The organism is Streptomyces niphimycinicus, from assembly GCF_018883605.1.
GTDB classification, from domain to species: domain Bacteria; phylum Actinomycetota; class Actinomycetes; order Streptomycetales; family Streptomycetaceae; genus Streptomyces; species Streptomyces niphimycinicus.
On record NZ_JAHLEM010000177.1, the window covers coordinates 1 to 13,730 of the forward strand.

At 71.1% G+C, this 13,730-nt stretch carries 10 protein-coding genes; 5 read left to right on the plus strand and 5 right to left on the minus strand.

What is annotated here, in order from left to right; genetic code table 11:
* Positions 1 to 66: 66 nt before the first annotated feature.
* Entirely contained in the window at positions 67 to 1,950 is a 1,884-nt protein-coding gene (phnE, locus tag KN815_RS17580) for a phosphonate ABC transporter, permease protein PhnE (RefSeq protein ID WP_216342877.1), read from the plus strand.
* A gap of 236 nt (positions 1,951 to 2,186) precedes the next feature.
* A complete protein-coding gene (locus tag KN815_RS17585; protein ID WP_216342878.1) occupies positions 2,187 to 2,876 on the plus strand; it encodes a GntR family transcriptional regulator in 690 nt (229 codons plus the stop codon).
* Here the strand turns inward: KN815_RS17585 and KN815_RS17590 are convergent.
* Positions 2,866 to 4,212, minus strand: a complete 1,347-nt coding sequence (locus KN815_RS17590; RefSeq protein ID WP_253209052.1) for a family 43 glycosylhydrolase — start codon at positions 4,210 to 4,212, stop codon at positions 2,866 to 2,868. The genes KN815_RS17585 and KN815_RS17590 overlap by 11 nt on opposite strands.
* A 218-nt stretch (positions 4,213 to 4,430) precedes the next feature.
* On the opposite strand from KN815_RS17590, the gene KN815_RS17595 reads away from it, so the two are divergent.
* Together KN815_RS17595 and KN815_RS17600 are read left to right on the plus strand one after the other, a co-directional pair.
* Positions 4,431 to 6,413, plus strand: coding sequence for an aconitate hydratase (locus tag KN815_RS17595; protein ID WP_216342880.1), 1,983 nt, complete (start codon positions 4,431 to 4,433; stop codon positions 6,411 to 6,413).
* A gap of 12 nt (positions 6,414 to 6,425) precedes the next feature.
* A complete protein-coding gene (locus KN815_RS17600; protein WP_216342881.1) occupies positions 6,426 to 6,977 on the plus strand; it encodes a YceI family protein in 552 nt (183 codons plus the stop codon).
* A 47-nt stretch (positions 6,978 to 7,024) separates the two neighbouring features.
* Here KN815_RS17600 and KN815_RS17605 read toward each other — a convergent pair whose 3' ends face one another.
* The 4 genes from KN815_RS17605 to KN815_RS17620 form a co-directional block, all read right to left on the minus strand.
* Positions 7,025 to 8,545, minus strand: a complete 1,521-nt coding sequence (locus KN815_RS17605; RefSeq protein WP_216342882.1) for a sulfatase family protein — start codon at positions 8,543 to 8,545, stop codon at positions 7,025 to 7,027.
* Between the two features lie 123 nt (positions 8,546 to 8,668).
* Positions 8,669 to 9,667 (minus strand): MsnO8 family LLM class oxidoreductase, encoded by a 999-nt coding sequence (locus KN815_RS17610; protein WP_216342883.1) that lies wholly within the window; start codon positions 9,665 to 9,667, stop codon positions 8,669 to 8,671.
* 142 nt (positions 9,668 to 9,809) lie between these two features.
* A complete protein-coding gene (gene mhpA, locus KN815_RS17615; RefSeq protein ID WP_216342884.1) occupies positions 9,810 to 11,438 on the minus strand; it encodes a bifunctional 3-(3-hydroxy-phenyl)propionate/3-hydroxycinnamic acid hydroxylase MhpA in 1,629 nt (542 codons plus the stop codon).
* Positions 11,439 to 11,455: 17 nt separating this feature from the next.
* The gene (locus KN815_RS17620; protein WP_216342885.1) at positions 11,456 to 12,229 is read right to left on the minus strand and encodes an arylamine N-acetyltransferase family protein; all 774 of its coding nucleotides are present in this window, start codon (positions 12,227 to 12,229) and stop codon (positions 11,456 to 11,458) included.
* Positions 12,230 to 12,487: 258 nt separating this feature from the next.
* On the opposite strand from KN815_RS17620, the gene KN815_RS17625 reads away from it, so the two are divergent.
* Positions 12,488 to 13,720: a cytochrome P450 gene (locus tag KN815_RS17625; RefSeq protein ID WP_216342886.1), complete on the plus strand. Its 1,233-nt coding sequence runs from the start codon at positions 12,488 to 12,490 to the stop codon at positions 13,718 to 13,720.
* The last annotated feature ends 10 nt before the right edge of the window (positions 13,721 to 13,730 follow it).

The window sequence follows — 13,730 nt, forward strand, 5'->3', positions numbered from 1 at the left end:
GGGCCCGCCTCCGCCGCCGCTCCTGTCCCGGTCACCGCGTCGTCGGCGTTCACGAAGGGGGACTGAGTGTCCGTAGTCGACCATCATCCCCCGGCCGCGCCACCCGCCGCCCCCGGACCTGGCCCCGGCGCCACGCGCCCGCCACGGCGGACCCTGGCCCGCCCCACCGCGGCCGGGCTCGGCGCGGCCACGGCGCTGCTGCTGTGTGTGATCGGCGGGGTGTGGGCGTTCATCGCGCTCCGGATCAACATCGCCACGCTCACCGACAGCGCCGACAACGCGGTGGACTTCCTGTCGCGGACGTTGCCCCTGGACTTCCCGCCGGCCGGTGATCTGTTCTCGCTGATCTGGCAGACGCTGGCCATCGTGGTCTCCGCCACGGTGCTCTCGGTGGTGCTCAGTGTGCCGCTGGCCCTGCTGGCGGCCCGCAACACCACTCCGGGGACAGGCGCCCGTCTCGCCTCGCGCGGTGTGATCGTGCTGTGCCGGGCGATTCCCGAGGTGGTCTTCGCCATCGCCGCCTTCCGTGTCTTCGGGCTGGGCGGGATGACGGGTGTGGTGGCGCTCGGCGTCCACTCCGTCGGCATGGTGGGCAAGCTGTACGCCGACGCCGTCGAGCAGACCGACGAGGGCCCGCGCACCGCACTGCGCGCGACCGGCGCCGGGCGGCTTCAGCAGATCACCTCCGCGGTGCTGCCGCAGGCGCTGCCGTCCCTGGTGGCGACCGCGCTGCACCGGCTCGACATCAACCTGCGCGCCTCGGCCGTGCTCGGCTTCGTCGGCGTCAACGGTCTGGGGTACGCGCTGTCCACGGCGATCACCACCCTCGACTACCAGCGGGCGATGGCCATCGCGCTGGTCCTGCTGCTGCTCTGCTTCGTCGCCGAGTCCATCTCCGGTGCCATCCGGCGCACACTGCTCCAGGAGGTCACCGCCGCGCGGCGGCCCCGCCGCCGGCGGCCGGAGCGCCAGGATGCGCGCCGCGACCAGCGGCCGGGCGGTACGGCCCCGGCCCGCCCAACCTCCGGCGCCACCGCGACCACCACCGCGGATGCCAGGAGCATCGCCACCGCAGATGCCAAGCGCATCACCGGCACCGCCGCTGCCGACGGCACCGCCGCCGCCATGGGCACCCAGGCGCCGGCAGCCCGCGGCGGCACGGCCGTACGCCGCAGTCTGCCGCGCTGGGACGCCCGGCGGATCCGCCGCACCACCTGGCTGGTGCTCACCGTCGCCCTGGTCGTGGCCTCGGCCGTGCGCTCCGGTCTGTCCTGGCACACCCTGCGGCGCGGCGCGGAGTCGTTCCTCCCGACGGTGGGCGACTTCCTGCCGCCCGGCACCGGTGGCATCGGCGACCAGCTCTGGGCCGATCTGTGGGTCACCCTTCAGATCGCGCTCGCGGGCACCCTCATCGGGCTGGTCCTGGCGCTGCCGCTGGGCACCCTCGCGGCGCGGAACGTGGTGGGGTCGCCCCGGGTGGCCCGGTTCTTCCGCACGGTCATCCTCCTGGTGCGGGCCATCCCGGAACTCGTTCTGGCGATCGTCTTCGTCGTCGTGACCGGCCTGGGCGCGGTCTCCGGCGCGCTCGCTCTCGGCGTCGGCTCGGTCGGCCTGCTCGGCAAGCTGGTGGCCGACTCGCTGGAGGAGACCGACCCGGGCCCGGCCCGGGCCCTGGTGGCCACCGGCGCCCGCAGGCACCAGGTGTTCTTCGGATCCGTCCTGCCCCGGGCCTGGCCGGCGGTGGTGGGACATCTGCTGTACCAGCTCGACGTCAATCTGCGCTCGGCGACGCTGCTCGGCATCGTCGGCGCCGGTGGCATCGGCTACGACCTGCTGAACGCGGCCCGGGTCCTACAGTTCCCGGTGGTCACCACCATCGTGCTGATGGTGCTGGCGCTGGTGCTGCTCATCGAGGGGCTGGCCGTCTGGGTGCGCAAGGTGTACGCCTGAGGCCCGGCACCGGGCGTCAGGCGTAGGTACCGCGCACGACCGTTCACACAAGGCCGCCGCCCCTCGGGCGGCGGCCTTCGTCATCCCCTCCCGGTGGCATCCCAGGACACGACACCGGTCCCCAGCGTTCACCGGCTAGCTGCGGAATGGTTTATTTCGCTGACTTGTCCGGACAACTCGCCAGGGTTCAGAGTGGCCAGATGCCCAGGAGAAGTCGATATACCGAGATTGCCGAGGTGCTCGCAGCCGAGATCGCGGACCAGCCGGCTGATGCCCGGGTCGCCGGCGAGCACGAGATCGCCGCCCGCTTCGGCGTCAGCCGGGCGGCCGCCCGCTCCGCCCTACAGGAGCTGGAGGGCCGCCATCTGGTCCGCCGGGTCCGGGGCGCGGGCACCTTCGTCAGCCGTCCGCTGGACTATGTGCTCTCCCAGCGCCGCGTCCCCTCGATGCACCAGACCGTCCGCGAGGCGGGCGGTGAACCGCGCACGGTGGTGCGCGATGTGACCACCGTCCCGGTCACCGGCGCCATCGCCGAGCGGCTGGAACGTGCCGAGGGCAGCGCGGTCCACCTGCTGACCCGGCAGTCGTACATCGACGGCCTGCTCAGCGGCTGGTCCCAGGAGTGGATCCCGGTCGACATGCTGCCGGAGCTGGGCCCGGCCGTGCACGCCGTGGAGTCGCTGGACACCATCCTGCGGCAGATGTGCGGGGTGACCCCGGTCCGCGCCTGGTGCCGGGTGAGCAGCGTGCTGCCCGACCGGCGGGTGGCGGAGGGACTGGAGACGGCACACAACCGGCCGGTGTGGCTGGTGGAGAGCCTGAGCCGGGACGCGGACTCCGGGCGCGCGGTGATGTGCAGCTCCACCTGGTCCCGCCCGGACAGTGTCCGGATCATCGTCGAGCTCGACGGCCCGGTCACTCCCTGACCCGATCCCGCTTCCGGCGCTGGACGTACAGGCGGTTGCCCTCCGGGCCGGTCCATTCCAGCCGCACGACACCGGGGACGGCGGCGTCGGCGATGCGCGACGGATGCGACCAGTAGCCGAAGTTCGGATTGCGGAAGAACGTGGCCCACAGATGGCCGCCGTGATCCATGAAGAAGTTGTTGTGTCCGGCCCCGACACCCGCGGTCCACCGCTGGGAGTACGGCCCCTCGAAGGTGTCCGAGACGGCCACGACGGCGTCGTACTGGTACTGCGCACGGCCGGGGCCCGGTGGGTCGTAGGCGTAGCGCGTGCTGCCGTCGGAATCGATCGACGTACGGTCCCACGCGGCCTGGACGAGGTAGTACTTGCCCCGGTACTTGAACACATACGCGCCCTCGAGATACGGCTCGGGGGAGTACGGCATCTGCCGGAACCTGGGGAGGCCGGCCGTCGGGCTGATGTCCTCCATATCGGTCCGGAACGGCGCGTACAGGTCGTTGTGGAGCACCAGCCACGCGTCGTCGCCCTCGGTGTAGAGGCTGCCGTCGATGTGGTGGTAGGCGCCCGGCTCGATGAAGTCCGGCCCCCCGATGAACGATTCGCCGAAGGGCTTGTCGAGGTTGCCCTCGACGAGCCGGTACGGGCCCGCCACCCCGCCCTCGCTCACCAGCAGGAACGAACCCACCTTCCGGGAGTGGTCGCCCATGCACGCGACGAGGTACCAGGTGCCGTTGAAGTAGTGCAGCTCCGGGGCCCAGACCTGGCCGCGCTTGCCGAACCGGTCGTCGTACCAGTACTCCTGCCACGGAGCGACGACCGTGCGCCCGGGCCGGTTCTCGCCGACGAACTCGGGCGACCACACCTTGCCCCGCTCGGCGCCGGGCCGGATGCGGGTCGTGTCCACCAGCCGCCAGGGCCCCCGCAGCGACGGGGACACCCACACGAAGATGCCGTCGTTCCACGGGGCGGCCGCGTCGAGCCCGGGCACTCGGGTGGTGCCGGTGGCCACGTACATCGGACGGCCGTCCACGACAAAGCAGTTGACGTAGGTGTCCCGCATCCAGACCAGGCCGCGCTCCCGGTCGCGGGGCCGCCGTTCGAGCGGGAGGACGAAGGAGTTGTCCGCGCGCGGCCACAGGTCCGGCCGGGTGTCCGCGAGGCCGTAGGGCTGGAGTTGGGGCCAGTTCGACGGGTGCCGCCGCATCGGCGCGACCTCCGTGGGCGACGCCTGGGCCACGGTCGTGGGCAGCCCCGCCGCCACTGCCAGGGATCCGGCGACTCCGGTCAACAACGTCCGTCTGTCGATGTGCGGCCTGTTCTCGGAGTTGGTCGGCATGGAGCACAGCATGCGAACGCCCGCTGATTTTCGTCAAGAGCCAGGACAAAAATGCTCCGGAGCGGCCGAAGTGTAAGAGGCGGCTGCCGACGGCGCATCCGCACCGCCCGGCCAGGACCGTGGCCCCCGGCGATGGGTGCAGTATGGGGGTAGCTGACGGGAACCCGCTGTGGGGCGCCCGGAGGGCCCGGACGCTCCGCCCGGAAGGCGGTGGCGCTATGGATCTGCCCCGTGCTCGCGCGCACGGCACCGTGACGCAGCGACTGATCGGCGATCACCTGTTGTCCGGCCGCATGGAGCCGGGGGAGGAGATCGCGCTGCGCGTGGACCAGACGCTGACGCAGGATGCCACCGGCACGCTGGTGATGCAGGAGCTGGAGGCGCTGGCCCTGGACCGGGTCCGGACCGAGGCCAGCGTGCAGTACGTGGACCACAACATCCTCCAGGCCGACGAGCGCAACGCCGAGGACCACCTCTTTCTGCGCTCGGCCGCCCGCCGCTTCGGCCTGTGGTTCTCCAAGCCCGGCAACGGCGTCTCACACCCCACACATATGCACCACTTCGGCGCTCCCGGGAAAACCCTCGCCGGTTCGGACTCGCATACCTGCGCCGGTGGCTCTCTGGGCATGCTGGCGATCGGCACCGGCGGCCTGGAAGTGGCGCTCGCCATGGCCGGACGCCCTCTCCACCTCACCATGCCCAGGGTCTGGGGCATCCGGCTGACCGGGGAACTGCCTCCCTGGGTGAGCGCCAAGGACGTGATCCTGGAGCTGCTGCGCCGCCACGGGGTGCAAGGAGGTGTCCAACGGGTCCTGGAGTACCACGGACCCGGTCTGGTCTCCCTCACCGCGATGGACCGGCACGTCATCGCGAACATGGGGGCGGAACTCGGCGCCACCACCACCGTCTTCCCCTCGGACGAGGCGGTGCGCGGCTTCCTCGACGGGGTGGGGCGTGGCGATGACTTCGTCGAGATCACCGCGGAACGGGACGCGTCCTACGACCTCGACGAGGAGATCGACCTGTCGTCCTTGGAGCCGCTCATCGCCCGGCCCACGTCGCCGGGAAACGTCGTGCCGGTCAGGGAGGCGGCCGGGGAGCCCATCGCCCAGGTCGTCATCGGCTCCTCCGCCAACCCCGGATTCCGCGACTTCGCCGTCCCGGCCGCCATGGTGGCCCGGCGGCAGGTCCCGGCCGGGGTCAGCTTCGACATCAACCCGACCTCCCGCGAGATCCTCCAGGACCTGACGCGCCGCGGCGCGACATTCGACCTGATCGCCGCCGGTGCCCGGATCCACCAGTCGGGCTGTCTGGGCTGCATCGGCATGGGACAGGCACCGGCCTCGGGACGCAATTCCCTGCGCACCTTCCCGCGCAACTTCCCCGGCCGCTCCGGCACCGAGGACGACGCGGTGTGGCTGTGCTCACCGGAGACCGCCACGGCCTCCGCGCTGACCGGTGTCATCACGGATCCGCGCGACTGGGCCGACCGCCTCTCGGCGGCTCCTCCCACGCCCGAACTGCCCGACCCGCCCGCGAACAACGACGCCATGCTGGAGCCGCCGTTGCCACCGGAGGAGGCCGCGCGGGTATCGCTGGAACGCGGCCCCAACATCTCCGCACTGCCGGAGCTGGATCCGCTGCCGGACAGCCTGCACGGCCCCGTCCTCCTCAAGGCCGGTGACGATGTCTCGACCGACGAGATCTCCCCGGCCGGAGCGGCCGCCCTGCCCTACCGCTCCAACATCCCCAAGCTGGCCGGATTCACCCTCACCCGGCTGGACCCCGACTACCCGCGGCGCGCCGAGGCGGTCCGGGAGGACGGCGGGCATCTCATCGTCGCCGGTGCCAACTACGGCCAGGGCTCTTCCCGCGAACACGCCGCCATCACACCGCGCTACCTCGGGCTGCGAGCCGTCATCGCCAAGTCCTACGCCCGCATCCACTGGCAGAACCTCGTCAACTTCGGTGTGCTGCCACTGGAATTCGAGGATCCCGCCGACTACGACCGCATCGAGACCGACGACCGGCTGCATCTGTCCGGGCTGCGCGAGGCCCTCTCCCCGGCCGGTGCCCCGACACTTCGCGTCCGCAACGCGACCCGGGACGAGGAGTACGCCGTCCGCCACCGTCTCTCCCCCCGGCAGCGGGAGGCGGTTCTCGCGGGCGGTGTCATCCCGGCACTGACACACGAGCAATGAGTGGTGAGTACTGTGACACTGAGTGAGGGACGCCATCGCCTCGGGCCGCCGGGCGGCCGACTGCTGATCAAGACCAGCCGTACCGGGCTCGGCCGGAGGGCGGGGCACGATCTGACGATCGAGGCCACCCGGTGGTCCGGGGAGGCGACGGTGGCCGGCGGCGCCCCCGAGGAGTCGTCGGTGACCGTGACGGTCGAGACGGACTCGCTGAGCGTCCGGGAGGCGACCGGCGGGCTGAAGCCCCTCGGCGACGGCGACCGGGCCGAGATCGAGCGGACGCTGGAGGGCAAGGGTCTGCTGCACACCACGGAGCACCCCACGATCACCTTCCGCTCCACCCACATCACCGGAACGCCCGAGTCCTTCGAGATCACGGGCGACCTCACCATCAAGGGCCGGACCCACCCGGTGACGGTGCACGGGAGCGGCGATCCCGCAGGGACGGTGCGCGGCTGGGCGTCCGTCACCCAGTCCACCTGGGGCATCAAGCCGTACAGCGCGTTCCTGGGTGCGCTGAAGCTCTCCGACGAGGTCCGCATCGAGTTCGAAGCGACCGGGCCGTAATCTTCACCCGGCCCCGGATAGCGGCCGGGGCCGGGTGCCGGAGGCGCTTAGCTCTGAGTCCGGGACGCGGCCTGGCAGCTTTCCGCGCCCTTGCAACGCTGGAGCGCGGTGAGGGTGTGGTGCAGAGCGGCCCGCTGGGCGGCCGAGAGCGACGCCGCCCGGTTGGTCAACTGGTCGGGGTCGGAGCCCAGCGCATAGAACTCGCGCTCCCCATCGGCGTATTCGACATAGAGGGAGTTCTCGGTCCGCATCGCCGCGTAGGTCGGCGGGTCGCCGCTGTCCTTGGGTGCCGCGTCGGGATCACCCGTCTTGGATGTCGCGTGATGGTGCTCGACCAGGACGGCCTGGCGCCACTCGTCCTCGGTCCGGCCGTGCATCAGGTCGCCGAGGCTGTGCCCGTCCACGGTCGACGGCGGCTCCACGCCCGCGAGGTCCAGGAAGGTCGGGTTGATGTCGACGTTCTCCGCGAGCTGGGACACCTTCTCACCGGCCGGAACGCCGGGCCCGGTGACCATCATCGGCACCTTGACGTCGGTGTCGTAGGCGGTCTGCTTTCCCGGGCGGAGCCGGTGTTCGCCCATGTGGAAGCCGTTGTCGGAGCCGAATACGAGGTAGGTGTCGTCCGCCAGGCCCTTCTCCTCGAGTGTCTTCTCCAACTGACCGATCATGGCGTCGACCGCCTGGACGGAGCGCACCCGCTTGGCGAACTTCCGGTCGGTCTTCTCCTTCTCCTTCGCCGTCAGTGGCGACAAGGAGCGCTGCCACTTCGGCGCGTCGCGAGTGGCCTTGTCGTAGGCGTCGGTCCGGGGCGCCTTGAGCCCGGGGAACGTGTCCTTGTCGCGCGGCGCGGGTGTGGCGGGGCCGTGCGGTGCGAACGTGGCCACCTCCAGCATGAACGGCTTCTTCGCAGCCGCCGAGGAGCCGATGAAGGAGGTCGCCTTCTTCGACAGCACATCCGTCAGATAGTCCTGGGGAGCCTTCCCATACGGCACGACCTTGCCGTTCTCGTTCAGGTCGTACTCGTACTCCTGGTAGCCGTCCCCGGCCACATCCCACTCGTCCCAGCCGGAGGGGACATACGGCTTGGAGGTGCCGTTCTTGTCGGCCGGCTGATATCCGTTGAGGTACTTGCCCATGAACCCGGTGCGGTAGCCGGCGCGCTGAAGCGCCGGCCCGAAGGTCTTCTCCTCGTTGCGGTTCTTCATGAACGCGCCGTAGCCGCCGTCGTCGCCGGTATTGGTGAAGACCCCGGTGTTGTGCGGGTACTGACCGGTGAGGAGGGAGGTACGCGACGGACAGCACAGCGAGTCCGTGGCGAAGAAGTTCGTGAAGGTCGCCCCCTCCTTCCGCATCTGCCGTACGTGCGGCATGTACTCCACGAGATTCCACGCCAGATCGTCCGTGAGGACGTACACGATGTTGGGCTTCTTGCCCGAGCCGGAGGCGTCGGCCGCGGGCGCGTCACCTTCGGTGGCCGCGCTCACCACTCTCGCGCACGAGGCCAGCAGGGCGATGGCCAGAGCCGCACACAGGGCGGCGAGGACACGTGGACGGCGACTGCCGAACATGGCGCAACCTCCTACGAGTTGGGCGTCTTCGTCGCTCGGACCGTAGGAGAGGGCTTTGTGTGATTCTTGTGAGGCATCCGCCGGGCCCGGGGTGGGCCCGGCGTGCCTGCTGTGGAGACGCGGTCAGTGCTGCGGCGTCGTGGCCGACGGCGCCGCGGCGTGTTCCTTGACGAGTTCGTACGAGCGCAGACGGGCCGCCAGCGCGTAGACCGGCGTGGCCAGCATCAGCTCGTCCGCCCCGGTCGCGTCCGCCACTTCCGCCAGCCGCCGCACCACGGTCGCGGGCGTGCCGTAAGCCTGCTGGGACCGGAAGGCCGCCAGCGCCTGCCGATCCTCCGCCGTGAACGGGTGCACGGACGCCTCTTCGGGTGAGGGGAACGGAGCCTCGCTGTGCCCCTTGAGGAGCCCGGCCTTGACCACGTCCATCGGGCCGGACAGCCGCGCCGCCTCCTCCGGGGTCTCGGCGCAGATCGTTTCCACGCACACCAGCACCCGGGGGCTCGCGCACCACGGGGACGGTGCGAAGTGCGCACGGTAGTGCCCGAGCGCGGCGAGGGTGTTGTCGGGGCGGATGTGATGGGCGAAGGCGAGGGGCAGGCCGAGCCGCGCGGCGAGCGCGGCACCGGCGGTGCTGGAGGCCAGCAGCCACGGCTCCGGCAGCGGGTCGAGCGCGACCTCCTCGACCAGGAACCGCAGCGTCGCCGCCACGTCGTCCCGGTACTCGTCGTCCGTCGTCGGTCCGGCGCCGCGCCGCAGCGCCCGGGCCGTGGACTCGTCGAAGGTGCCGGGGCCCCGGCCGATGCCCAGGTCGATCCGGTCGGGGTGCAGCGCGGCGAGGGTGCCGAACTGCTCCGCCAGCATGATGGGGGCGTGGTTGGGGGCGAGAACGCCTCCGGAGCCCAGGCGGATGGCCGATGTCGACGCGGCCGCGTGGGCGGTCAGGACCACGGGTGGGAACGCGCCGATGGCGGGGGAGTGGTGGTGCTCGGCATACCAGAGTCGGTGGTAGCCGAGGGCGTCGAGACGCTGCGCGAAGGCGGTGGTGTCACGTAGCGTGTCCACGGCTCGCGTACCAGTCTGGACCATGGCGACTTCCAGCGCGGAGAGCGGCACATCGATCATGCAGCGAGCATACGGAGTGCCGGTAGCCTCAGGCAGCCGTTCGCCCAACGGCCGGTGACCGGGTCGCCCACGCGGGGCGCGGATCCCCGGGGTCCGGATCCCGGGATCCGCGCCCGGAGCCCGGATCCCCGGCGCGGAGAGGTCACCCCGGGGCCACCGCGCCGAGCTGCCGCTCCAAGTCCTCCACCAGGGTGAGCAGTTCGTCCGTCCGCCCGGCGATGCCGAACAGGTAGAAGTCCGGGCGCACCAGCGCCGCCACCGCCCCCAGCCCGGTCAGATAGGGCAGATACCGGCCCTCCACATCCACCACGTCCCGCGGCCCCACGTCGCCCGCGGGCGTGTCCGCGGGCACGATGCGCACCACCCGGGCCCCGATGCTGTCGAGGAACTTCAGCCGCCGTGTGCCCAGCACCGGCACCGCGTCCTGGCCGCAGAGCAGGGCGAAGCCCGTGCCCACCACGTCGTCGAACAGCCCGGTCCGGTCGTGGTGGCCCACCCGCCACTGCGGCGCGGCCTCCCCGGCGTACGGCGCCGGCCGGCCCTGCCCGTCCCGCCGCAGCACCCCGTCGGCGAGGGGCTTCACCACGGAGCGGCCCGAACCGCTCGGCCCGATGTTCCGCTTCCGCGCCGCCAGCATCGCCGCGTCCCGGTCCGCTGCCGCCTCACGGTCCGTCACACACACCACCCGGCCCAGACCCACCGACATCTTCACCGCGTGCTGCACATGGTCACGCCGCTCGGTGGTGTACGTGTCCAGCAGCGTCGGCGCCGCCTGGCCACCCAGCACCAGGTCCAGCTTCCAGGCCAGGTTCATCGCGTCCCGGAACCCCGAACACATGCCCTGACCGGCGAACGGCGGCATCACATGCGCCGCGTCCCCGGCCAGGAACATCCGCCCCGACCGCCACCGATGCGCCCACCGGGCCTGGAAGGTGTACACCGCGTGCCGGTCCAGGACGCTGTTGCCGGGGGTCACGTCGAACAGCTTCAGCAGCTCCCAGGCGTGCTCCTCGGTGCCGAACCGGTCCGGCCCGTCCGCGGGCACCCGCATGAACTCGTACCGCCGGTGTCCCGGACCGGCCGACACCGCCGTGCGCGGGCGTGCCGGGTCGCAGATCTGGAGGTTGTTCGGGCGGAACTCGCGCTGCTCATGCAGCCGTACGTCGCAGACCAGCCAGTCGTGCGAGAACCCCAGATCGGTCATGGTGGTCCCGGCGCGCCGCCGCACCAGGCTGTTCGCCCCGTCGCAGCCGACCACCCAGCGGCCGGTGAGGGTCGTCCGCACCCCGTCCGGGCCGACCACGGCCAGGCGTACGTGGCCGCCGCCGTCGGTGAGCTCCACGGCCTCGTACCCGCGCAGGATCCGCAGGGCCGGCAGCGTCTCCCCGCGCTCGATCAGCCCCGTCTCCAGAGCGGGCTGGTAGGCCGACATGGCCTCCGGCCAGGTGCAGTGACCCTGGTCGGCCACCTCGAACTCGATCAGCGTCTCGCCCTTCGCACTGCGCCAGGCGTAGTCCCGCGACGGCTCGCCGAACTCCCGCAACTGGTCGCCGATCCCGGCCGAGGCCAGGATGCGCGCGGCCTCGCTGTCGAAACCGACCGCACGCGGGAGGTTGAACGGCTCGGGCCAGCGCTCCACCACCGTCACCTGCCACCCGCGCCGCGCCAGCAGCACCGACAGCAACTGCCCCACCGGCCCGTACCCGACCACCAGTACATCGGCCACCGGCGCATCGCCCTGCCCGGTGTCCGCCTCGTGCGCCACCACCATGGCCGCCTCCTTCCCGCTCATGCCCCGGCCAGGATCGAATCGACCACGCTCTGGTACTCGTCCGCCTTCACCAGCACCCTGATGCGCTCCACGCCGTCCTCGACGGTCAGATAGCGCTTTCCGATGAGCACCATCTGTCCGCCGTCGGTGGCCCGGCCGCGAAAAGTGGTCCCGGCGAGCACGGAGTCCGCGGCATAGTCGTCCAGCCCGTCCAGCCGCACCAGATCCCACCCGGCCGGATCCGCCCGCTCGGGCCGGAACCGGTAGACCGGCTGCCAGTGGCCGCCCTTGAGCCGCCGCTCCAGCACCCGGTGGCCGCCCCGCCGGGCCACGCGATAGGAGCAGCCGTGCTGATGCTGCTCCTCGTCCGACAGGCGCACCGGCTCCAGATACGACGGTCCGATGAAGCCGACGTCCACCAGATAGGTCTGCCCGTCGAGGACGACCAGATTGAAGGAGTGCTCGTCCTCCGGGCCGAAGCTGCCGTTCGCCAGCCGGACCGCCGCCGTGACCGTGCGCGTGTCGAAGCCGAGTTCCGTCAGCAGGGCGTGGAACAGCCGGTTGAGCTCGTAGCACACCCCGCCATTGCCCCTGGTCACCGCATGGTCGAAGACCTCGTCCAGGGGGATACCCGCCAGCCGCCGTGAGGCGGGCAGCCGGTCGGCGGCCGTCGCGTTGTCATAGGGGACGGCCATCAAATGCCGCTTGTGCAAGGTCCGGAGGGTGTCCAGGGTCGGCGCACTCTTCCCTTCGGCCCCGATGCGCTGGAGGTACGTCGTCGCGTCGAACATGGTCGTGTCACTTCTCCGTACGTGTGGTCGTCGGCCAGAAGAAACCCGTCGTCGTCGCCACTGATTCTTATGCGGTGAGCACCTGGGCCGCTCCCCTAACCAACCCCCTTACCTCCCCTGACCACGACCGCCGCCCAGGGCAACGCGGGGCCGTTGGCAGCGGCACCGCCGGAGCAGGGGGGATGAGGGGGCTGGTTAGGGGACCCGCCGAATACCACCCGGGCAAGAATCCATGCAGGCCAAGGAAGCGAGGAAGCGATGACGGGCATGGATACGCCGGACGAGCATCAGGCCGAGATCGCGGAGTTTCCGATGCGCAGGGCGGCGGGCTGCCCGTTCGATCCGCCCCCCGGCCTACGGGCCATGCAGCGGCAGGGACCACTGACGAAGGTACGGCTGTGGAACGGCAGCACACCGTGGCTGGTGACCCGGCAGGCCGACCAGCGGGCACTGCTGCGCGACCGGAGGCTCAGCGCCGACTTCACCAAGCCCGGCTACCCGAGTCCCATCCCGATCGACAAGGACGCCACGTTCATCGCCAGCTTCCCGCTCATGGACGACCCCGAACACGCCCGGCTGCGACGGATGGTGCAGGGGCCGTTCGCCGTCAAGCGGGTGGAGGCCATGCGGCCCGCGGTGCAGCGGATCGTGGACGAGGCGATCGACACCATGCTGGCCGGCCCCAACCCGGTCGACCTGGTGACGGCGTTCGCGCTGCCCGTGCCCTCCCTGGTGATCTGCGAGCTGCTCGGTGTGCCGTACGACGACCACGCCTTCTTCGAGACGAACAGCGCGGTCATGATCCGGCAGGACGTGACCCCCGAAGAACGGGCGGGGGCCAGCGAGCGGCTGCTCGAGTATCTGCGTGTGCTGCTGCGTGCGAAGACCGCCGACCCCGCGAACGACCTGCTCTCCGCGCTGGCCGCCCAGGTCGAGGCGGGCGAGCTGAGCAGCGAGGAGGCGGTCCAGATGAGCGTGCTGGTCCTCTCCGGCGGACACGAGACCACCGCCAACATGATCGCGCTCGGCACGGTCGCCCTCCTCCAACACCCCGACCAGCTCGCCCTGTTGCGCGACACCGACGATCCCGAACTCATCGCCTCGGCGGTGGAGGAACTGCTGCGCTATCTGAACATCTCGCACACCGGAATGCGCCGGGCGGTACTGGCGGACGTCGAGGTCGCCGGGCAGGTCATCCGCGCCGGCGAGGGCGTCATCATGGCCAACGACATCGGCAGCCGCGACCCCGACGCCTTCAGCGGCGACCCCGAGCGGCTGGACCTCCGGCGCGACGCCCGCCGCCACCTGGCCTTCAGCTTCGGGGTGCACCAGTGCCTGGGTCAAACCCTCGCGCGCATGGAGCTCCAGGTCATCTACCGCGCCCTCTACCGGCGCATTCCCACACTGAAACTGGCGACCGAACTGGAGAAGATCCCGTTCAAGCACGACGGGATCGTCTACGGCGTCTATGAGCTTCCCGTGGCCTGGTGATGTCCCTCGG

Coding starts and splice junctions, on each gene's coding strand:
- KN815_RS17595 (WP_216342880.1), top strand. CDS start 4,431: ATGGATCTGCCCCGTGCTCGCGCGCACGGCACCGTGACGCAGCGACTG.
- KN815_RS17605 (WP_216342882.1), bottom strand. CDS start 8,545: ATGTTCGGCAGTCGCCGTCCACGTGTCCTCGCCGCCCTGTGTGCGGCT.
- KN815_RS17590 (WP_253209052.1), bottom strand. CDS start 4,212: ATGCCGACCAACTCCGAGAACAGGCCGCACATCGACAGACGGACGTTG.
- KN815_RS17610 (WP_216342883.1), bottom strand. CDS start 9,667: ATGATCGATGTGCCGCTCTCCGCGCTGGAAGTCGCCATGGTCCAGACT.
- mhpA (WP_216342884.1), bottom strand. CDS start 11,438: ATGGTGGTGGCGCACGAGGCGGACACCGGGCAGGGCGATGCGCCGGTG.
- KN815_RS17625 (WP_216342886.1), top strand. CDS start 12,488: ATGACGGGCATGGATACGCCGGACGAGCATCAGGCCGAGATCGCGGAG.
- KN815_RS17620 (WP_216342885.1), bottom strand. CDS start 12,229: ATGTTCGACGCGACGACGTACCTCCAGCGCATCGGGGCCGAAGGGAAG.